General features: G+C 65.1%; 12 protein-coding genes and 1 pseudogene. 9 read left to right on the forward strand and 4 right to left on the reverse strand.

Annotation, left to right across the window (positions count from 1 at the left end; genetic code table 11):
* Positions 1–12: 12 nt before the first annotated feature.
* On the forward strand, positions 13–2,298 hold the full coding sequence (locus IU514_RS14965) for an NADP-dependent malic enzyme (protein WP_194931941.1): 2,286 nt from the start codon (positions 13–15) through the stop codon (positions 2,296–2,298).
* A 134-nt stretch (positions 2,299–2,432) separates the two neighbouring features.
* Here IU514_RS14965 and IU514_RS14970 read toward each other — a convergent pair whose 3' ends face one another.
* The 4 genes from IU514_RS14970 to IU514_RS14985 form a co-directional block, all read right to left on the reverse strand.
* A complete protein-coding gene (locus tag IU514_RS14970) occupies positions 2,433–2,819 on the reverse strand; it encodes an STAS domain-containing protein (RefSeq protein WP_194931942.1) in 387 nt (128 codons plus the stop codon).
* A 23-nt stretch (positions 2,820–2,842) separates the two neighbouring features.
* The gene (locus IU514_RS14975; protein ID WP_194931943.1) at positions 2,843–3,262 is read right to left on the reverse strand and encodes an ATP-binding protein; all 420 of its coding nucleotides are present in this window, start codon (positions 3,260–3,262) and stop codon (positions 2,843–2,845) included.
* On the reverse strand, positions 3,262–5,211 hold the full coding sequence (locus IU514_RS14980; RefSeq protein ID WP_194931944.1) for a SpoIIE family protein phosphatase: 1,950 nt from the start codon (positions 5,209–5,211) through the stop codon (positions 3,262–3,264). Before IU514_RS14980 ends, IU514_RS14975 begins: the two co-directional genes overlap by 1 nt.
* Before the next feature lie 399 nt (positions 5,212–5,610).
* The gene (locus IU514_RS14985; protein WP_194931945.1) at positions 5,611–7,725 is read right to left on the reverse strand and encodes a TonB-dependent receptor family protein; all 2,115 of its coding nucleotides are present in this window, start codon (positions 7,723–7,725) and stop codon (positions 5,611–5,613) included.
* Positions 7,726–8,147: 422 nt separating this feature from the next.
* Here IU514_RS14985 and aceE (IU514_RS14990) point away from each other — a divergent pair, with 422 nt between their 5' ends.
* The 8 genes and pseudogenes from aceE (IU514_RS14990) to IU514_RS15025 all read left to right on the forward strand — a co-directional run bounded on the left by aceE (IU514_RS14990) (position 8,148) and on the right by IU514_RS15025 (position 19,856).
* The gene (gene aceE / locus IU514_RS14990) at positions 8,148–10,847 is read left to right on the forward strand and encodes a pyruvate dehydrogenase (acetyl-transferring), homodimeric type (protein WP_194931946.1); all 2,700 of its coding nucleotides are present in this window, start codon (positions 8,148–8,150) and stop codon (positions 10,845–10,847) included.
* 133 nt (positions 10,848–10,980) lie between these two features.
* Entirely contained in the window at positions 10,981–11,955 is a 975-nt protein-coding gene (locus IU514_RS14995; protein WP_194931947.1) for an HPP family protein, read from the forward strand.
* Positions 11,956–12,246, forward strand: a pseudogene (aceE, locus tag IU514_RS15000) (pyruvate dehydrogenase (acetyl-transferring), homodimeric type); the annotation flags it as partial.
* A gap of 481 nt (positions 12,247–12,727) precedes the next feature.
* A complete protein-coding gene (locus IU514_RS15005) occupies positions 12,728–15,337 on the forward strand; it encodes a Z1 domain-containing protein (protein ID WP_194931948.1) in 2,610 nt (869 codons plus the stop codon).
* Positions 15,306–16,328 (forward strand): PD-(D/E)XK motif protein, encoded by a 1,023-nt coding sequence (locus tag IU514_RS15010; protein WP_194931949.1) that lies wholly within the window; start codon positions 15,306–15,308, stop codon positions 16,326–16,328. The genes IU514_RS15005 and IU514_RS15010 overlap by 32 nt, the downstream gene beginning before the upstream one ends.
* Positions 16,325–18,172, forward strand: a complete 1,848-nt coding sequence (locus IU514_RS15015; RefSeq protein ID WP_194931950.1) for a hypothetical protein — start codon at positions 16,325–16,327, stop codon at positions 18,170–18,172. Before IU514_RS15010 ends, IU514_RS15015 begins: the two co-directional genes overlap by 4 nt.
* Positions 18,169–19,083 (forward strand): hypothetical protein, encoded by a 915-nt coding sequence (locus IU514_RS15020; protein ID WP_194931951.1) that lies wholly within the window; start codon positions 18,169–18,171, stop codon positions 19,081–19,083. The genes IU514_RS15015 and IU514_RS15020 overlap by 4 nt, the downstream gene beginning before the upstream one ends.
* Positions 19,080–19,856: a DUF6339 family protein gene (locus IU514_RS15025; RefSeq protein WP_194931952.1), complete on the forward strand. Its 777-nt coding sequence runs from the start codon at positions 19,080–19,082 to the stop codon at positions 19,854–19,856. The genes IU514_RS15020 and IU514_RS15025 overlap by 4 nt, the downstream gene beginning before the upstream one ends.
* Positions 19,857–19,858: the final 2 nt, after the last annotated feature.

Below are 19,858 nucleotides of genomic sequence, written 5' to 3' on the forward strand. Positions count from 1 at the left end.
TTTTCGCCCGAAATGTCCGATACCCCGTCCAGCACCGATCTCAAGCAGGCCGCGCTCGATTACCACCGCATGAGCCCGCCGGGCAAGATCAAGGTCTCGGCGACCAAGCCGATGGTCACCCAGCGCGATCTGGCCCTGGCGTATTCGCCGGGCGTGGCCTTCGCCTGCGAGGCGATCGTCGAGGACCCCAGGACCGCCAGCGAGCTCACGGCGCGCGGCAACCTGGTCGCGGTGATCAGCAACGGCACCGCCGTGCTCGGCCTGGGCGACATCGGCCCGCTGGCCGGCAAGCCGGTGATGGAAGGCAAGGGCGTGCTGTTCCAGAAGTTCGCCGGCATCGACGTGTTCGACATCGAGATCGACGAGCGCGACCCGGACAAGCTGGTCGACATCATCGCCAGCCTCGAACCGACCTTCGGCGGCATCAACCTCGAGGACATCAAGGCGCCGGAGTGCTTCATCGTCGAGCGCAAGCTGCGCGAGCGGATGAACATCCCGGTCTTCCACGACGACCAGCACGGCACCGCGATCATCGTCGGTGCCGCCGTGCTCAACGCGCTGGAAGTGGTCGGAAAGAAGATCGAGGACGTGAAGCTCGCCACGTCCGGCGCCGGCGCCGCCGGCATCGCCTGCCTCGACATGCTGGTCGCGCTGGGCATGAAGCCGGAGAACATCCTCGCGGTCGACCGCGACGGCGTGCTCTACACCGGCCGCGGCCACATGGACCCGGACAAGCAGCGCTACGCGCGCGACACCGCCAAGCGCACGCTCGCCGAAATCATGGATGGCGCCGACGTGTTCCTCGGCCTGTCCGCCGGCGGCGTGCTGAAGCCGGAGATGGTCGCCACGATGGCCGACAAGCCGATCATCCTGGCGCTGGCGAATCCCTATCCGGAAATCCTCCCGGAAGACGCCAAGAAGGTGCGTCCGGACTGCATCATCGCGACCGGCCGTTCGGACTACCCGAACCAGGTCAACAACGCGTTGTGCTTCCCGTACATCTTCCGCGGCGCGCTCGACGTCGGCGCGACCGGCATCAACGAGGAGATGAAGCTGGCCTGCGTGCGCGCGATCGCGCACCTGGCGCGCATGGAATCCTCCGATCTCGGCGCGGCCTACGGCGGCGACGTGCCGACCTTCGGCCCCGACTACCTGATCCCGCGTCCGTTCGACCCGCGCCTGCTGGTGATGCTGGCGCCGGCCGTGGCCAAGGCCGCGACGGACTCGGGCGTGGCGACCCGTCCGATCGAGGACATGCCCGCCTACATCGAGAAGCTGAGCCAGTACGTCTATCGCACCGGCCTGCTGATGAAGCCGGTCTACGACCGTGCCCGCAGCGACCTCAAGCGCGTCGTCTACGCCGAAGGCGAGGAAGAGACCGTGCTGCGCGCCGTGCAGACGGTGATCGACGAGAAGCTCGCGTTCCCGATCCTGATCGGCCGCCCGGAGGTGATCGGGGCACGCATTACGCGCCTCGGCCTGCGCATGCGCGAAGGCGTCGATTACGAACTGACCAACATCAACTCCGACCCGCGCTTCGACGACTACTGGCAGCAGTACCACGCGCTGACCGAGCGTCGCGGCGTGTCGCCGGCCGCGGCCAAGAACCTGCTGCGCTCGCGCCCGACGCTGATCGCCGCGCTGATGGTCGAGCGCGGCGAAGCCGACGCGATGATCTGCGGCCTGGTCGGCCGCTTCCACAAGAAGCTCGGCTACCTGCGCAGCGTGTTCGACTTCGACCCGGGCGTGTCCGGCACGGCCGCGATGACCGGCGTGATCAACGAGCAGGGCGTGTGGTTCTTCCTCGACACGCACGTGCAGTGCGATCCGCCGGCCGAGCAGATCGCCGAGGCGACGCTGCAGGCGACGTACCGCATGAAGCTCTTCGGCATCGAGCCGAAGGTCGCGCTGCTGTCGCACTCCAACTTCGGCAGCCACGACAACGCGTCGGCGGCGAAGATGCGCAAGGTCTACCAGATCATCAAGGAGCGCATGCCGAAGCTGGAAATGGACGGCGAAATGCAGGCAGACACCGCGTGGGACGAGGAGCTGCGCCACCGCATCTTCCCGAACACCACGCTGAAGGGCCGTCCGAACCTGTTCGTGATGCCGAACCTCGACGCCGCCAACATCACCTACAACATGATCCGGGTGATGACCGACGGCGTCGCGATCGGCCCGATCCTGATGGGCCTGGACAAGCCCGCGCACATCCTGACCCCGGCCTCGACCGCACGCCGCGTGGTCAACATGACCGCGATCGCCGCGGTGGACGCGCAGATCCGCGCTCGTAGCTGAGAGCGGCCCTCACCCTGACCCTCTCCCGCATGCGGGAGAGGGGACTAGAAGCAAGGCAAAGAAAAAGGACTCCCGAGGGTCACCCCTCTCCCGCCTGCGGGAGAGGGGCAGGGGTGAGGGCTGGCGCCGGGAAATTACTCGTCCTCGTCCGCCCCACGCAGCACCTTGCGCTGCATCGCGTCGAGATAGGCGTCGGCTTCCTCGGTCGAGGTGAAGATCTCGTTGAGCGGGACCGCCTTCACCACGTCGAACACTTTCTTGATCTGCGGCTGCGGGTTCAGCACCAGTACCTTGCCGTTGCGCGATGCCAGCGCCTTGCGCGCCTTGAAGATCGAGCGCACGCCGGCGGAGCTGATGTATTCCAGCGACGCCAGGTCCAGCACCAGCGACTGGATGTTCGAGGCCAGCACCGGCGCCAGGCGCCGGTCCAGTTCGTCGTAGCTGTGCGTGTCGAGGCGGCCGCCCAGCGCGATCCGCTGGTTGCCGTTTAGGGCGGGATCGATGCGGATCTGCAGGTCCATGGCGGTGAGTTCCTCGTAACGGCTCAGGCTGCGCGCAGCACCACGCGCAGGACGTTGTAGGGTTCGTCGCGCTCGTAGCTGACGGCTTCGGCGATCTCGCGGATCAGGTGCACGCCCAGCCCGCCGATCGGCCGGTCGAGGATGCACGCCTCCAGGTCGGGCATGGGTTGCGACAGCGGATCGAACGGCTTGCCGGTGTCGCGGAACTCGACATGCAGGCGGTTTCCGTGGCGCGCGATGTCGACCACGATCTGCTTCTGTCCATCGCGCGAGGCTTCCTCGACGCCGTGGTCCATCGCGTTGCAGACCACTTCTTCGGCGATCAGCTGCATGTCGTCGCGCACTTCCGGTGCGACGCGGTGTTCGGCGAGTGCGCGGTCGATCGCCGTGAGCAGTTCGCCCAGGTGTTCGCGCTGGTGTGGGACTTCGATCCGTAGCTGCATCATTCGCCTCCGTCGGTGTCCGTGGCCAAGCATAGTGCCAATACGGTGATGTCATCCGATTGTGGCGCCGCGCCGCTGAACCGGTGCGCGGCCGACACCAGCGCCTGGCGCAACGCACCCGGGTCGCTACCCGGTTGCAGCGCATCCATCAGCCGTTGCGTGCCGAATGCCTGCTGGCCGCCGTCGAACGCTTCGGTGATGCCGTCGGTGTAGGCCACCAGTGCGTCGCCCGGTTCGAGTCGGCCGCGCCACACCGGATAGTGCTCCTCGATGTCGATGCCGAGCGGGCCCGCCGCCTCGACCGCCAGGAACTCGCGGCTGCCGTCGGCGCGCAGCAGCACCGGCGGCTCGTGCGCGGCGCTCGCCAGCCGCAGCTCGCCGTCATCGACGTTGATGCGCCCGCACAGCACGGTCGCGAACATGCAGGTGTCGTTGCCATCGGCCAGGCGCGTCGCGGCCGTGCGCAGCGCGTCTTCCACCGAGCCGCCGCGGCTGGTGGCCACTTCCAGCACCGTCATCGCCCGCGCCATGAACAGTGCCGCCGGAACGCCCTTGTCGGACACATCGCCGATCGCGAACCACAGTCGGCGTCCGTCGCGCACGAAGAACGTGTAGAAGTCGCCGCCCACCGCCTTGGCCGGTTCCAGCATCGCGTGCGCGCGCAGTACGCGGCCGTTGCCGCGCAGCACCGGCGGCTCCGGCAGCATCGCCAGCTGGATGTCGCGCGCGATCGACAGCTCGCTTTCCAGCTTCTGCCGCGCCGCGCCCATCTGCTCGATGCGACGCAGTTGTTCCTTGATCGAACCGCGCGCATGGTCGAACGCGCGCGCCAGCAGCCCCACCTCGTCGCGGCGCAGCGTGTGCGGCACGGGCGCCTCGTAGTTGGCTTCTGACAGGTGTGTTGCGGACGCAGCCAGTTGCTGCACCGGTTTACCGATCCGCCCGGCCAGTCGCCGCATCAGCAGCATGCACAACCCGGCGAGCAGCAGGCCGGTCGCGCCCAGCGCCATCAGCAGGCGATTGAGGCGCGCGATGATCAGCCGATACGACTGCGACACCACCACGGTCCAGCCGGTCTCGCCGACCGGCTCGACGACGCTGAAGCGCTTCTCGCCGCTGGACGCGTCGATGTGCACCAGTTGCAGATGGCGGCGTTCGCGCACCGCTTCAACCGCGGGCAGCAGGTCGCTGCGTCCGGCCAGCCGGACGAAGCGCTCCATGGTCATTTCGCGGGCGACGGTCACGTCCGGGTTGAACGCGATCATCCCGCCCGGCGCGACCAGACTCGCGCGCCAGCCGGGCAGGTAGGCGACCGTCTGCAGGCTGTCGGTCAGCGCGGTCAGCGGCAGGTCCAGGCTGACCATCCCGGCGCCCTGCGGCAGCGGCTTGTTGTAGGTAACCATCCAGCGGTTGCCGGCGGTCTCGCTGAAGTAAGGCTCGGACCACCAGCCCCGCGCGCTGTGCAACGTGCGTTCGTACCAGGGCTTGCTGCGGTAGTCGTAGTCCTCGGCGACGAAGTCGCGGTCGGCGCGGCCGTCCACGTGCACGTAATGGGCGTACGGGGTTCCGCCGGCGACGCGCGGTTCCAGCGCCAGCAACCCGCCGGCGCAGCCCGGTGTCGCCTTGACCAGCGAGCGCAGGGTGCTGGTCAGCGCCGCGGGATCCAGTCCGGAATGCGCCGCGAGGTCCGACAGGCCATCAGTGCTCACCGTGACCGCGAGCATCGTCGCATCGAGTTGCTCGGCGGCCTGCTGCGCGTTGGCCATCGTGTCCAGGCGCGCGTCGCGGTCGACCTGCTGTCGCAGGTACCAGGCCACGCCGCCGACCATCAGGCACACCAGCAACACGCCGACCATGCCCGACCACAGCGCGATCCGCGTCCGCAGGCTGTCGCGCTTGCGCACGCGATCAACCGGTCCCAGCGGCAGCGCCTCCAGTCGAGTGGCCATGGCCCGTCTTCCCATCCCCTGCGCCGCCCCAGCGCCCGATCATTAGTACGGACGGCGTGAAGGAAACGGAACGGCCGCGGATCAGGCCCCGCGGCCCCAGGGCGAGACGGGCTCGCGGCTGCTGACCCTCCGTTCGTCCTGAGCGTAGGCCGTAGGCCGGAGTCGAAGGATGAGCGGGCGGCAGAGCGTACTGTCGCTTTGCCATGCGAGTCGGGCGCCGAAGTGTTTCCGCACCCGTCCACCCTTCGACTCCGCTTCGCTACGCTCAGGACGAACGGTGAGGGTTGGTCTGGGTGGTGATGAGGCCCACCTAATCCCGTTCGTCCTGAGCGTAGGCGCGCAGCGCCGGAGTCGAAGGATGGTCGGGCTGGAGTGCGCGTACTGCTCTCGCTTGGAGCCTCAACGCGGCCCCCAGCCCAGCCCCACGCTCAGCGTGCGGCCCGCACCCGGCTCGAAATAACGCTCGTTGGCCTCGTTGACGATGACCGAGCCCACGAAGTCGCGGTCGAACACGTTGTCCACGCGCACGAACCCGTGCCAGCCCGATCCCGGCACGCGCCACTGCAGGCGCAGCGCGAACTGCGCGTAGCCGGGCGCGGCCTCGGTGTTGCGGTCGTCGGTGTCGATGTCGTCGCTGGCGCGCATCTCCACCGCCGCATCGAACGCGCCGCTGCCGGCCGCCCAGGCCAGTTCGGCGTAGCCGTTCGCGCGAGGGATGCCCGGCACGCGGTTGCCCGCCGCCACCGTGCGCGTCACCGGCACGCCACCGACGACGACGCCGTAGCTGAAAGGCGTAGTGAAACGCGCACGCAGCAGGTTGGCGGTGGCCACGTACGACCAGCGTTCGCCGAACGCGCCCTCGATGCCGCCCTCGATGCCCTCGCGACGCGTACGCCCGGCGTTGGCGAAGCTGGCGCGGCCGCCGCGATTGTCGGCCGGAACGATCTCGTCCTCGCCGTCGATGCGATACACGGCGACGCTGGCTTCGAGTCCGTCGCGCCGCCAGCGCGCACCGACTTCCGCGCTGTCGAAGCGCGCCGCACGCAGGTCGTTGAAACCGGCGCTGCCGTCGGGCCGGTACGACAGTTCGGTCACCGTCGGTGTCTCGAAGCCGCGGCCGAGGCTCGCGAACATCTCGCCCGAATCGAACGCACGCGACACGCCCAGCGACGCCGCGGTCTCGCGGTAATCGAGCGTGCCGCTGTCGTCGCCGTTGCCGGGCGCGATGTAGTGGTCGTGCGATTCGAAGTCGATGCGCGCGTGGCGCACCGCCGCCAGCGCGTTCCATTGTTCGGCGAAACGCCAGCCGCCGCTGACGAACGCCTCGCGGTCGTCGATGCGGTTGTCCTCGTCGCGGCGCAACCGGCCACGCACGCCGAGCACGGTGTCGGCCGGCGTGGTGCCGACGAAGTTCTCGTAGCCGCGACGGTCTTCGTCCAGGCGTCCCGCTTCCACGCCCACCGCCAGCGCGCCGCGCGTGAACTCCCAGCGATGCCCGGCCTCGATCCCCGCCGAACGCCGGCCCAGGTCGATCACGCCACCGGCACTGGTCGGCGCGCGCTGTGCCGCCACCGGTACCGCGAGGAATTGCACGACGTCGCGATCGATGCCGTAGCCGCCCAGCCAGTACGCGCGGCCCGGTGCATAGGTGTCGTCCCAGCGCACGCCGGCCTGCGCGTTGTCGATCTTCTTGCGCGTGTCGAACAACAGCGCCGCTGGATCGGTGCCGTGCGGCTCACGTTCCCATTGCGCGCGCGTCAGGCCGAGCGGGTCGTCGGTGTACGGCTGCGACAACCCGCCCGCGACCAGGCGCAGACGCCGGTCCGCATCCGGCGACCACTGCGCGACGGCATCGAGTTGCGAGCGTTCGGCGGCGCTGTGCGGGCGCTCGCCGTCGGTGACGAAGCGGCTGCCCAACGCCTGCCAGCGCCAGTCGGCGTCGCTGCTCGCGCCTTCGATGCCGGCCTGCGCGCGGTGCGTGCCGTGCTCGCCGATCCAGCCGTCGGCGCGCACGCCGGTGGGGCCGTCGAGCACGGTCTCGGCGACGATCGCGCCGCCGGCCGCGTTGCCGTACTGCAACGCCAGCGGCCCGCGCAGCACCTCGATGCGATCGAGCGAGCCGAGCGGGAAGTTCGCCGCCTGGCCCTGGCCGTCCAGCGCCGACGACGGAATGCCGTCCACGATCAGCCGGATGCCGCGGATGCCGAATGTCGAGCGCGCACCGAAGCCGCGACTCTGGATCTGCAGGTCCTGCGCGTAGTTCTGCCGGTCCAGCACACCGATGCCGGGCACGCGCACCAGCGTTTCCGCCAACGACACCTGCCGTTGCCCGGCCCGCAGCGTCTCGCCATCGATCACGCTGACCGCGCCGGGAAAATCCGCCAGCGCCTGCCGCACGCCCGACACCTGCACGGTATCGAGCGTGGTCGCGTCTTCGCGCTGCTGCGCAGGCAGCGCGGCAGCGTGCAGGACGAGGGCGGCCGCGAGGCCGCGGCGGAGGGTGGGGGAGGTCATCGCGGCATAGACAACCACAGGTCGGGCGGCGCGCCTACCCGCAACTCCGTCCCCTATACCGAACTTGGGAGGCGCCCCCTTCGAAGCTACGAACCTCTCCCACTCCCCAGAGAACGTCCCCTCTCCCGCTTGCGGGAGAGGGCTAGGGTGAGGGCGCTTTTGACTTTGCGATCAGGCGTCGAAGAGCACCCTCACCCCAACCCTCTCCCGAAAGCGGGAGAGGGGGCGGTTCCCAAGACGTTGCGGGCTCCCAACCATCCACCCCCGCACGTCCCCCCATGTCCACACGACATCAGCCCGAATACCTTGCAAACGTTGCCAACTGGGCCGCCCACAGGGTCGGACGACCCGTCCTTCGCTGTTAGAATCGGGGCTCTAATCCCCGCCCCACAACGAGGCGCGGCCACGGGGCCGCGATGTAAATGACTTCTCTCCACGCCGTCATCCACGACCTGCTTCAGAACGACCCGGACCCGACCGAGACCCGCGAGTGGATCGAGTCCGTCCAGGCCGTCATCGAGCGCGAAGGCGCGCAGCGCGCCCATCAGCTGCTCGAGGGCATGGTCGAGGTCACGCGCCGCGCCGGCGCGCATCTTCCGTTCTCGCCGACCACCGAATACGTCAACACCATTCCCGCGCACCTGGAGGCAAAGAGCCCCGGCGACCACGCGATGGAATGGCGCATCCGTTCGATCCTGCGCTGGAACGCGCTGGCCATGGTCGTGCGCGCCAACCGCAAGCCCGGTGACCTCGGCGGCCACATCGCCAGCTTCGCGTCGGCGGCCACGCTCTATGACGTCGGTTTCAACCACTTCTGGCGCGGCCCGGAAGGCGACCACCCCGGCGACATCATCGGCGTGCAGGGCCACAGCTCGCCCGGCATCTACGCGCGCTCGTTCCTCGAAGGCCGCATCAGCGAATCGCAGCTCGACCACTTCCGCATGGAAGTCGACGGCCGCGGCATCAGCTCCTACCCGCACCCGTGGCTGATGCCGGACTACTGGCAGGTCGCCACCGTGTCGATGGGCCTGGGCCCGCTCGCCGCCATCTACCAGGCGCGCAACTGGAAGTACCTGGAAGGCCGCGGCCTGATGCCGAAGACCGACCGCAAGGTCTGGGCGTTCCTCGGCGACGGCGAAACCGACGAGCCCGAGAGCCTGGGCGCGATCTCGGTCGCCGGCCGCGAAGGCCTCGACAACCTGGTCTTCGTCATCAACTGCAACCTGCAGCGCCTCGACGGTCCGGTGCGCGGCAACGGCAAGATCATCCAGGAGCTGGAAGGCCAGTTCCGCGGCGCCGGCTGGAACGTCATCAAGACGATCTGGGGCAGCTACTGGGATCCGCTCCTCGCGCGCGACACCACCGGCAAGCTGCGCCAGCTGATGATGGAAACCGTCGACGGCGAGTACCAGAACTGCAAGGCCTTCGGCGGCGCGTACACGCGCGAGCACTTCTTCAACAAGTACCCCGAGACCGCGCAGCTCGTCGCCAACCTCAGCGATGACGACATCTGGCGCCTCAACCGCGGCGGCCACGATCCGCACAAGGTCTACGCGGCGTACCACGAAGCGGTGAACACCAAGGGCATGCCCACCGTCATCCTGGCCAAGACGGTCAAGGGCTACGGCATGGGCGCGGCCGGCGAGTCGCTCAACCCGACCCACCAGACCAAGAAGCTCGACGACGAAGCCGTGCGCCTGTTCCGCGACCGCTTCAACATCCCGGTCACCGACGCGCAGCTGGCCGAAGGCAAGGTGCCGTTCTTCCACCCGGGCGAGAAGTCGCCGGAAGTGGAATACATGATGGAGCGCCGCAAGGCGCTCGGCGGCTTCCTGCCGCAGCGCCGCCGCAAGGCCAGCACCTCGCTCGAAGCGCCCAAGCTGGAAGTCTTCGACCGCCTGCTCAAGTCCAGCGGCGACCGCGAGATCAGCACCACGATGTCGTTCGTGCAGGCGCTCAACATCATCCTGCGCGACAAGCAGGTCGGCCCGCGCTGCGTGCCGATCGTCGCCGATGAGGCGCGCACGTTCGGCATGGAAGGCCTGTTCCGCCAGCTCGGCATCTACGCGCCGCAAGGCCAGAAGTACAAGCCGGTCGACCGCGACCAGCTGATGTACTACCGCGAGGACGAGGCCGGCCAGGTGCTGGAAGAAGGCATCACCGAAGCAGGCGCGTTCTCCAGCTGGATGGCCGCGGCCACCAGCTACAGCACCAACGACCTGCAGATGCTGCCGTTCTACATCTTCTATTCGATGTTCGGCTTCCAGCGCATCGGCGACAGCGCCTGGCAGGCAGCGGACATGCGCTCGCGCGGCTTCCTGCTCGGCGCCACCGCCGGCCGCACCACCATTAATGGTGAGGGCCTGCAGCACGAGGACGGCCACAGCCACCTGCTGGCCAGCGCCATCCCCAACTGCCGCGCCTACGACCCGACGTTCGGTTTCGAAGTGGCCGTCATCCTGCAGCACGGCATGCAGCGCATGCTCACCGAGCAGGTGGACGAGTACTACTACATGACCGTGATGAACGAGAACTACACCCACCCGGACATGCCGGAAGGTGCAGCCGAGGGCATCATCAAGGGCATGTACCTGCTGAAGGACGCCGGCAAGCCGAAGAAGGGCGAACTGCGCGTGCAGCTGCTCGGCTCCGGCACCATCCTGCGCGAAGCCATCGCCGCGGCGGAAATGCTCGACAAGGATTTCGGCGTCACCGCCGACATCTGGTCCTGCCCCAGCTTCACCGAGTTGGCGCGCGACGGCGAAGACGCCATCCGCCACAACCGCCTCAACCCGGAAGGCACGCAGCGCAAGCCCTACGTCACCACGCTGCTGGAAGGCCGCCAGGGCCCGGCGATCGCCGCGACCGATTACGTGCGCGCCTTCTCCAACCAGATCCGCGAGTTCGTGCCGATGAAGTACACGGCGCTGGGCACCGACGGCTTCGGCCGCTCGGATACCCGCGCCAACCTGCGCCGCCACTTCGAAGTGGACCGCAACTACATCGCCCACGCCGCGATTGCCGCGCTGGCCGCGGAAGGCAAGATGACGGCGAAGGACGTCGCCCGCGCGATCAAGCAGTACAAGATCGACGGAGAGAAACCGAACCCGCTGGGCGCGTGATGCTTCATGCCCCCTCTCCCGTTTACGGCGCCCGAAGGGTGTCCAGAGGTGAGAGGGTTGGGGAGAGGGAAAGGCGGCCGCGAGGGCGCCTTTTCTTTTCTGGTTCCCACCTTCCTGCCTGCAACGTGCATCAATGAGCCAGTCCCCGTTTCTGCATGAGCTCCGCCTGTTGCTGGGCATCGAGCGCAACACCACCCGGCATGGCGAGAAGTGGATCTCCGGCGTTGGCGCGGCGATAGGCATCCTGGCCGTCTGGTGGCTGACGCGCTGGTCTTTGGGCGATGCCGCCACGCCGGCCGGCGTGTTGATGATCAGCTCGATGGGCGCTTCGGCCGTGCTGCTTTTCGCCGTGCCGCACGGCGCCTTGTCGCAGCCCTGGGCCGTGATTGGCGGGCATCTGGTCTCGGCCGCGATAGGAGTCACCTGCCAGCGCCTGCTACCGGGCCACGCCTGGACCGCGGCGTTGGCCGTCGGCCTGGCGGTGGGCGCCATGTACTACCTGCGCTGCATCCACCCGCCCGGCGGTGCGACGGCGCTGACCGCTGTCATCGGCGGTCCGGACATCCACGCCCTGGGTTACCACTACCTGCTGGTGCCTGTGCTGGTGAACGTGCTGGCCATCCTGGCGATGGCCGTGGCGTTCAATGCCGCGTTTGCGTGGCGCCGCTATCCCGCGCACCTGCACCGTCGCCAACAGCCTTCCCGCATCACCCAGCCCGCGCAGCGCCAGTTCGAGTTGACCCAGGAGGACTTCTCCGCCGCCATGGAGCAGCTCAACTCCTATGTAGACATCACGACCGAGAACCTGACCGAATTGCTGGAACTGGCCAAGCAGCACGCCGAGCGCAACATCACCCACCCCGATGCCATCGTGCCCGGCCGCTACTACAGCAACGGCAAGCTGGGCCGGTTGTGGAGCGTGCGGCAGTTGCAGGCGGGAGTTGCACACGTTCCCGGCACCGGCGCGGGCACAGCCCCGTTGCGCTATCACGTGGTCGCTGGCGATCAGGCAGGGCAGTCCGGCAGCAGCGGCGCGGACGAATTCCGGCAGTGGGCGCGCTTCGAAGTCGTGCCCCAGGACAATGGCCGCTGGGTCAAGGCGGATTAGGGCAAGGAAGGAAGGCTGCCAGGGGGCGGTGCTACCGATACGTGCGCGCCTTCTCCAACCAGGGTCCGCGAGTGCGTGCCGATGAAGTCCACGGCGCTGGGCACCGACGGCTTCGGCCGTTCGGACACCAGCGCCAAACTGCGCCGCCACTTCGAAGTGGACCGCAGCTACATCGCCCACGCCGCCATCGCGGCTCTGGCCGCGGAAGGCAAGATGACGGCCAAGGGTGTCGCCCGAGCGATCAAGCAGTACAAGATCGACGGAGAGAAGCCGAACCCGATTGGGGCTTAAGTCGCCAACACCCCCGCGCTCGCGGGAACCATCTCCTCTCCCGCTCGCGGGAGAGAGCTAGGGTCAGGGCAAGAAGGCGGCCGAGAGGCCGCCTTCGTCGTTCCAATCAATCGCTACGGTCCTTGGCGCTAAGGCAGTTAGATAGAACTAGGACTCGATACAGCCGATGTCCAGACAAGTCGCCGGTCCGAGCCTGGCGCTGGTCTAGATCTTGCACATGGACCCCACCGAGGCGCGCACACGATCGCTGAGAAGTGTGATCTGTTGGACATACTTGAATCTCCCGAATAGCATCCGGACAGGGGGGAGTTTGGTCCGGCTGGGTCGACGGGCGAACATGTCTCGCCACTGTCCTTCCCCCTAGGGACGAAGCCGCAACTGGCGGCAACACAGGGTTACGGGGGATTTGGATGGATCGATGTGTTTCTTTGCTTGCCGAGGCAGGCAACGTGCAGCGCGTGGCAATCCTGTGGGGTGCTCGATGAATCCGCAGATCGAGCAGTTCGTAAAGGAAATCAGGCAGAGGTTGCCTGCACATGGATCACCCGAGTCTGCTGCCAATGAGCTGCGCAGCTTCATCGTGAGTGTGACCGGGACGTTCTCGCCCGAAATGGAATCAAACCTTGCCGAGGCGCTCGGTCAAGTGCAGAGCACGCTGCAGAAGGTTGAGATTCTTAGGCGAAACTCGCTTACCAAAACGCGCGACGACTGGTATCCGGGTCCTGCAGCTACTGATCAGCACTGGCCGGCTTTGCAAGGCTACCTGCGGAACGCCAAGAATTGGGATCACGAGTCGATCGGCGTCATTGACGAGAGTTCCAGCGAAGTCGTGTCCCTCCTGGCCAATCCGGCGGAAGAACAGTTCCGCTGCAGAGGTCTTGTCGTAGGGTATGTCCAGTCCGGCAAGACGGCGAACATGACTGCCGTGATCGCAAAGGCGGTCGATGCGGGTTACAACCTGATCGTGCTGCTCGGCGGAGTGACGAACAAACTGAGGGCGCAGACCCAGCGGCGTCTGCTCAGCGACATTGTGGAGCGCCATCGCCATATGTGGCAGCTCTACACGACCGTCGATGACGACGGCGATTTCGCTAGGCCGCCCAACGGTCAGTTCACGATGCCGGTGACTGGTCGCGCCCAGCTCGTCGTGATGAAGAAGTGGACATCTAGGCTGAATGCATTTCTGCAGACAGTGGAGCGCACTCCGCCGACTGTTCTGAGGTCACTCAAGACGCTGATCATCGACGACGAGTGCGACCAAGCATCCGTCAACTCTTCGTCGAAAGAGCATGACATGACGAGCATCAACGAGGCGATCAGGAAGATCATTCGGGCCCTGCCAGCAGTCTCATATGTGGGCTACACCGCAACGCCATTCGCGAACGTCTTCATCAACCCATTTCCGCACAACAAGGACGAGCTGGACGATCTGTACCCGGAGGATTTCATTACTGACTTGCCGAGACCGAAGGACTATTTCGGAGCGAGGGAAGTCTTCGGCTTTGACCCGGTCGATGCGGCCAATGACGAAGGGGCATCGGCCGGGCGCGACATGATCAGGATCATCCTCGCTGATGAAGTGGCAAAGGTGCGTCCTGCCAGCAACAAGGATCGCGGAACCTTCATGCCGGCAATAGCCAAGGAACTGGAGCGGGCGCTGCTCTGGTTCCTAATTACGAGCGCACTCCGGCGGCGGCGCGGTCAAGCAGGGTCCCATATGACCATGCTTGTGCACACATCTCCCAACGTCAATCAGCACACCCGCATGGCGGAATCGATCCGCGCGTGGCTTACCCTGCATGCTGACGCGATCAGGAACGCGAGCGGCGGCGCTTGGGATCTTCTCAAGGAGGTCTGGGCACTCGAAACCGACCGCGTCCCGCTTGAAGGGAAGGATGAGAACTCGCTGGATCCCGATGGGCTGCTGCCTTGGTTGAAGGAGGTGCTCGGCAAGCTGGAAGTGGCCGTAGAGAATGGCGAAAGCGTTGAGCGGCTCAATTATGCGGACGAGGCCAAGACCTATATTGTCGTCGGCGGCTCGGTCCTGGCTCGTGGCTTGACCTTGGAAGGCTTGTGCGTTTCCTACTTCCTCCGCACCTCGCAGCAGTACGACACCCTGCTTCAGATGGGGCGCTGGTTTGGGTTCCGTCATGGCTACTCTGAGCTGCCTAGGCTCTGGGTGACGCAGGATCTTGTGTCGAACTTTCGTGCACTGGCACGGATCGAGGAGGAGATTCGGGAGGACATCGCCTTCTATCGCGAACGCAAGGCATCTCCCCTCGAGTTTGCAGTAAAGGTTCGCCAGATTCCCGGGCTGGCCATCACGTCAGCCGCCAAGATGCGGCACGCATACAGGACAAGCATCAGCTTCGAGGGCAAGCACGTTCAGACGATACGCTTCGACCATCGAAAGGATGGCATCGTGTCTTCCAACTGGTCGGCAGCGAGTCGCTTCATTGATGAGGCAAAGGCGAAGGGGAAGTTCGACCACGAACGCGGTGTTTTCGAGGCCGTCCCCTTGGCCTCTGTCCGAAAGTTCCTGCTGGATTTCCAGATCTCCGATCAGCACCTGGACCTGAAGCAGGACATGCTCCTGAGCTACCTGGATAAGGCCGCTGCAGGCCTTGGCTTTTGGAACGTGGCGGTTGTTGGGCCGGAGAGGGGACAGGCTTCTAGCCGGGCACTCGGTTTCTTGGGCAACGTCCCGACCAACAGGCGATCGAGATTGGCGGAGTCAGGGGAGTACGCCGACATCAAGGCTTTGATGTCGATGCGGGACATCCTGGTGGATGCGGACGATTCGCGCGTGAGCCCTGGCGATAAGTGGAAGGATCTGAAGGGCCGGAGGCCCCAAGTGCCTCTGCTGCTGCTCTATCCCATCGAAGCGGAGTCGAAGCCCTCGGCACCGACCATTTCAAAAGACGGACGCCCCACTCGTGTTGCACTCGATGCCGTCGATGACCTGATCGGCTTCGGCATCGTATTTCCGGGTGCACTCGACAGGTCGGGTGGCTACTACTCGGTAGAACTGGACGTCCCCACGCCTGAGCAACTTGAGGATGATGGCAGTCAGGGAGACGAGAATGGTTGAGCGGCCTATCGAGCGCTGGGCGAGGCTGCGAGCCTCGGGGGCTGGTGACGGTGCAGTGGAAGTTCCAAGCCTCTCTTCGCTTGTCGAAACCGGCTACGGTCCGATCAGGTTCGCGGTTGGTCCCAGCGGTGAGCCACGCCTGATGGTGCCCTGCGGAACCGGTGTATCACTGAAGTCGGAAGCATCGAACGGCAAGCTGGCTGTCACCGTGTCCAAGTACGACGTCGATGGTCGCAAGACGCTCTTCATCGACGTAATGTGCGTTGAGCGGGCACTGGACACGGTATTCGCGGAGCTTGCCGACGAGATTGTTCACCGGGTATCCACGGGGCAAGGGCCGGTGGCTGCCGTGGAGGGGACAATCGCTGATTTCCGTGATCTCTTACGTGATGCTCAGACACAAACGGTTAAAGATCCGCAGATCGTGGGGCTGTTGGGCGAGCTCCTCGTACTTCGGTGGCTCGTGGAGTCCTCTCCGCATGCGATCGAAGCGTGGACCGGACCATACGATCAGAGGCACGACTTCCGTCGGCGGGAGCACGCGATCGAGGTCAAGACATCTACCCGCGCCGACACCACGTCCGTGACAATCAGCAGCTGTGAGCAGCTCTCGGAGCCAGCAGGGGGGACTCTCTCGCTCGTCCATCTGAATGTGGAGCGCGCCGATGGCGGCGAGCTCTCCGTCTCCAGTTTAAGCAATGAGATCATTGCAGCGGGCGTTGCGCAGCATGCCCTTGGAAGGGCGCTCGCCGAGATGGGGTGTCTCGATCCGAATGCGGCCGAATGGAACAGAGTTTCCTACGCCTTGGAGAAAGCCAGCGGCTATCGGGTTGGTCCGGGCTTCCCCAGGATCACGTCGACCCAGTTCCCGGGAGGAGTTATGCCGGAAGGAATCGAGTCTATCGTCTACGTGGTCGACCTGAAGGTCGCCCGACAATTTCAACTCTCGGAACTTGAGTTGAAGGCTGCTTTCTCGAGGATGGCATCGTGAGAGGGCTCGAGCTTTACAGTGAACCCTTCGCAAAGACAGGCAACATGGCGGCAGAGGGTTTCAAGCGTCTCTTGGGTCGGCCGACGCTGGGTCTTCTGCAGACGTTGATAAGGGAGGGTATCCAGAACGTGCTGGATGCGTCCCATGGGGCCGAAGGCCCTAAGGTCCTGATTCGTCTGCGCACGCTTACAGCAGAGCAACGGAAGGCCCTTTCTGAAGGAGTTTTGGTAGAGAGACCGCGCGGCGACTCGACGCGTGCAGACATCGACGCAGCGCTGTCCAAGTCGGACCTTCGTGTTCTTGAGCTCTGCGATTTCGGAACCGAGGGCCTTTCAGGTCCAACGAGGGCCGATGCACCACACGATGGAGAGGAGCCTCTCAACTTCGTTAACTTCCTCCGTAACGTCGGCGCGGCGAGAGATACACACCACGGCGGCGGTACCTACGGGTACGGAAAGAGCTCGTTGTACGCGATAAGCAGCTGTTCCACGATCGTCGTCGACAGTCAGACTCGCTGCGCCAATCACGCCGAGCGCCGACTCATGGCCTGTCATCTTGGCGCCGCGTTCGACGCTACGGGAAGCGATGGCGAGCGTCGGCGGTACACCGGCCGCCATTGGTGGGGGATCCGGGACGGTGTCGATTCGGTTGATCCTGCTACCGATGAAAGGGCAGCTGCGCTGTCCGAAGAGCTAGGGATGTTCCCCAGGGGGCGTGCTCAGACGGGCACCTCCATCCTGATCATTGATCCGCTGTTGGGAGACGACGCTTCCCAGTCGGCGATTGAAGACATCGTCGAAACCGTGCTGTGGAACTTCTGGCCCAGAATGGTCTCGTCTACGCCACAAGCAAGAAGGCTCACAGTGGAAGTGGAGCTTGAAGGCGAAAGCGTTCCTGTGCCGAGTCCCGAGGAATTTCCACCGCTGGACCTCTTTGCCTCGGCGATGTCGGAGCACCGAGCCAAGGGAGCTGATCTTCAGTCAATTGTGTGCGGCAACGCCAGGAAGCAGCTCGGCAATCTCGTCCGAAAGAATGGGCTGCGTGCAGAGCGACGCTGGCCGGCCACAAGGGAGGGGTCGTTGATTCCAAAGCAGGCCAGTCATATCGCGCTGATGCGGCCTGTCGAGCTGGTGGTCAAGTACATCGAGGGGGATCCGCTTCCGGACCGCCGCTTCGACTGGGCTGGTGTCTTCATCTGTTCGGATAGTGACGAGATCGAGGAGGCATTTGCACTTGCGGAACCTCCTGCACACGACGACTGGATTCCTGACAACCTTCCGAAAGGGAACGCAAAGACATTCGTCCGCGTTGCTCTGAGACGACTTAATGAGATCGCTCGGCCGCCGAGCAGTCACGCGCTACCCGCCACAGCATCAGTTGAAGCTGGCCCGTCCCTGGCGGCGACTGCCGCCAGGATGGGAGCGTTCCTGGATGCTGTATCCGCCACGGGGCCGGGTAGGCCACCACGCAAGCCTGGCGCTGTATTGCCTCGGAAGTCGCTTGCCGTTTCAGCGCCGAAGTTCGAGGGATTGCAGCTAGATGCTGCAGGTCGACCCTTGGCCAAGTTCAGTGCGGAGCTGCACAACGATGGGTCGGACGCGAACCTGCATTTGATTGTTGCCCCCTACCTGGTGGTTGATGGGGGCTCTACAGATGCAGCCGACCTGCCTGAAGGGTTCGAGTTGAATGTTTCGCAGATCCTGCTGGGCGGCCTGAGAAAGGCCGTGGAAGGTCCCTGGATCAAGGTCGGGCGAGACGGTGGAACGGTCGAGATGCTTGTGCCCACTGTAAAAGAAGCCGCCGTCGGCGTGAGGCTCCAACTCAAATCCGGGAGGCCTGAATGAGTTCTCGGATTGCATTTCCGTTCCTAGTTCTGCCCGATGGTGTTGTCTCCTTCGGAGGATGGATGATCGGGGATCCCGGGGCTCCGTTGGCTGCGGCAGGGGCCTTGCTGGAGAACTGGGACTACGCCCGGGATCTTGAGGTTGGGGCTTCTGTAACGATTGACTGGGCTGCTGCTGCCGCTGCGTTGCAGCTTCCGATTTCCGCGCTCAAGCTCAAGCTGTGCCTTATCGCAGGTACCGGCACGGGCAACCTGCCCCGCAGACAGGACCGTCTTTGCGAAAGGGTTGTCGATAGCTCCATCCGAGAATCCCATCTTTCAGCGGTTGTCTTGGGTAGCAATCTGTCGGGCCGGTTGCGGCTTTCCCTGGTGGTAACTCTCGTTGCCCCATGTGAAGGTGGCACAGTGCTTTCCCCCCAGGTTCAGGGGGCTCGCTTGTGGCAATCGCGACAGGACATCCTGATCGAAGATGGAGGCGATTCCCGCTTTCCTCTGGAGACTGCGAGTTTCACCGAAATATTCAAAGGGAAACCGCACGAGAACGCGCCTTGGTATCTGCACTGGACGCCCGGCGTGCTTCAGGCGGATTTCTCCGCATGCGTCAGGCTCTATGTGAACTCGGACCGACCTGACGTTCTTGCGCGCTTTGTCGAAGGTGACGCCCCCACTCTTCAGGCGATCTTGGGGGATGTTGTGTCGCAGATGGTGGAATCCGTGATTGCTAAAGAAGATGCCGCTGAGCTCTTGGCAGAGTGTGGGGAAGGCTCTGTTGGGCAGCAGGTTCAGCAATGGCTCGACTTCGCATTCCCAAGCCAGGAAGTCGGGAGCATCAAAGCCCTATGCGATCAGAAGCCGGGCACATTCCGGGCCGCGATCCTTGCCGCAATGGAGACGAAGGGGTCTCAACAATGAGCATTCTGTTGATGCCTCGCCTCACCTCGCTCGGCGTGTCGGCGGTTCTGGAGTCGGCGGGCTCGGTGGCGCCGACGCCGGAGGGGGCGAAAGCAATTCTGGAAGACGGCGCGTCGATGCGGTCCTTTGCCGCCAGTGGCGGCAATCGCGCGGAAGAACTTGCGTGGAACGTTGGGGCGGCCTTAAGGGAAATCGCCATCAATTCGGGGTTTCCCGGGAACCCCAGTCAGGTGGCTCGCTCGAAGTTCGACCGTGAGGCAGCCATCTACCTGGCTGCTCATCCGGACCTCGCAACCGGAGAAGCCTTGCGGGACGACGTGTGGGCGTACATCGCGACTATCGTGGTTCCCGATCTTGTCGCATGGCGGTTCCCCGACCGCGGGCAGCACCGGTTTGAGGGCGGCGTTCGCAACGCGCTCCAGCGCTTGTGGTCCAGAGGGACTGTTCTGGATCGAGGGGAGCATCACGTTGCTCGATGGGGGCTCGTTCAGGAGTTGAGCGAGGACGCTGCCGTCCAGATATTCGAGCGCGCATCAATCGCCGGAAACAGGCCGCTCGCCGTCGCGTTGGCGGAGTGCTGGGTGCGAATGGCTGGCAAGATCGGGCGCGGGAATATGGAGGATGTCATGCGGAGGGCTACCAAGCTGATCAGGCTCCGAAACGAGATTGTGGATCTCGCTGGCCTTCCTGCCGCGGAACTGGACACCTTGGTGGCTTCGAGCTTCGACTTGGCCTGGGAGTCGATCAGCGCTGACTCGCTTACGGCCTGTTGACA

Source organism: Lysobacter niastensis (genome assembly GCF_015453285.1).
Taxonomy (GTDB): Bacteria; Pseudomonadota; Gammaproteobacteria; order Xanthomonadales; family Xanthomonadaceae; genus Lysobacter_J; species Lysobacter_J niastensis.

What these genes read in the sequence shown, in the direction of transcription:
- IU514_RS15010 (WP_194931949.1), top strand. Translation starts at nt 15,306, where the DNA reads ATGATGGCAGTCAGGGAGACGAGAATGGTTGAGCGGCCTATCGAGCGC.
- IU514_RS14970 (WP_194931942.1), bottom strand. Translation starts at nt 2,819, where the DNA reads ATGGACCTGCAGATCCGCATCGATCCCGCCCTAAACGGCAACCAGCGG.
- IU514_RS15005 (WP_194931948.1), top strand. Translation starts at nt 12,728, where the DNA reads ATGAATCCGCAGATCGAGCAGTTCGTAAAGGAAATCAGGCAGAGGTTG.
- IU514_RS14965 (WP_194931941.1), top strand. Translation starts at nt 13, where the DNA reads ATGTCCGATACCCCGTCCAGCACCGATCTCAAGCAGGCCGCGCTCGAT.
- IU514_RS14985 (WP_194931945.1), bottom strand. Translation starts at nt 7,725, where the DNA reads ATGACCTCCCCCACCCTCCGCCGCGGCCTCGCGGCCGCCCTCGTCCTG.
- IU514_RS14980 (WP_194931944.1), bottom strand. Translation starts at nt 5,211, where the DNA reads ATGGCCACTCGACTGGAGGCGCTGCCGCTGGGACCGGTTGATCGCGTG.
- aceE (WP_194931946.1), top strand. Translation starts at nt 8,148, where the DNA reads ATGACTTCTCTCCACGCCGTCATCCACGACCTGCTTCAGAACGACCCG.
- IU514_RS15020 (WP_194931951.1), top strand. Translation starts at nt 18,169, where the DNA reads ATGAGTTCTCGGATTGCATTTCCGTTCCTAGTTCTGCCCGATGGTGTT.
- IU514_RS14975 (WP_194931943.1), bottom strand. Translation starts at nt 3,262, where the DNA reads ATGCAGCTACGGATCGAAGTCCCACACCAGCGCGAACACCTGGGCGAA.
- IU514_RS14995 (WP_194931947.1), top strand. Translation starts at nt 10,981, where the DNA reads ATGAGCCAGTCCCCGTTTCTGCATGAGCTCCGCCTGTTGCTGGGCATC.
- IU514_RS15025 (WP_194931952.1), top strand. Translation starts at nt 19,080, where the DNA reads ATGAGCATTCTGTTGATGCCTCGCCTCACCTCGCTCGGCGTGTCGGCG.